Consider the following 372-nt stretch of genomic DNA (forward strand, 5'->3'; position numbering starts at 1 on the left):
GCGCAGGGATGAGCAGTATTCGTTTGGCTTTTGAGCATCGCTATGAGGCTGCTATTTTAATGGTACTTTTGGCAGCAATTCTAGATGGGGCTGATGGTCGCATTGCCCGTTTAATGGATGGAAGTTCATCTTTTGGAGCGCAGATGGATTCTCTTGCCGATGTTATTAATTTTGGTGTTGCACCTTCACTTATTGTGTATTCTTTTGTTTTGAATCAAGCTCACCAAGTCGGTTGGGTTGCAGGGCTTGTCTATTGTGTTGCTTGTTGTTTGCGTTTAGCACGCTTTAATGTGATGTTGGATAACACAGATATACCAAAATGGCAGGGGAATTATTTTGTTGGTGTTCCTGCCCCAGCGGGAGCGTTATTGC

General features: G+C 44.1%; 1 protein-coding gene. It reads left to right on the forward strand.

The features are described 5' to 3' along the window. Positions 1-372, forward strand: a 372-nt coding sequence (locus ACFINZ_RS11345; protein WP_375701563.1) for a CDP-alcohol phosphatidyltransferase family protein, incomplete at both ends; no start/stop codon positions are given.

Source organism: Bartonella sp. AA81SXKL (assembly GCF_042196945.1).
GTDB lineage: Bacteria > Pseudomonadota > Alphaproteobacteria > Rhizobiales > Rhizobiaceae > Bartonella.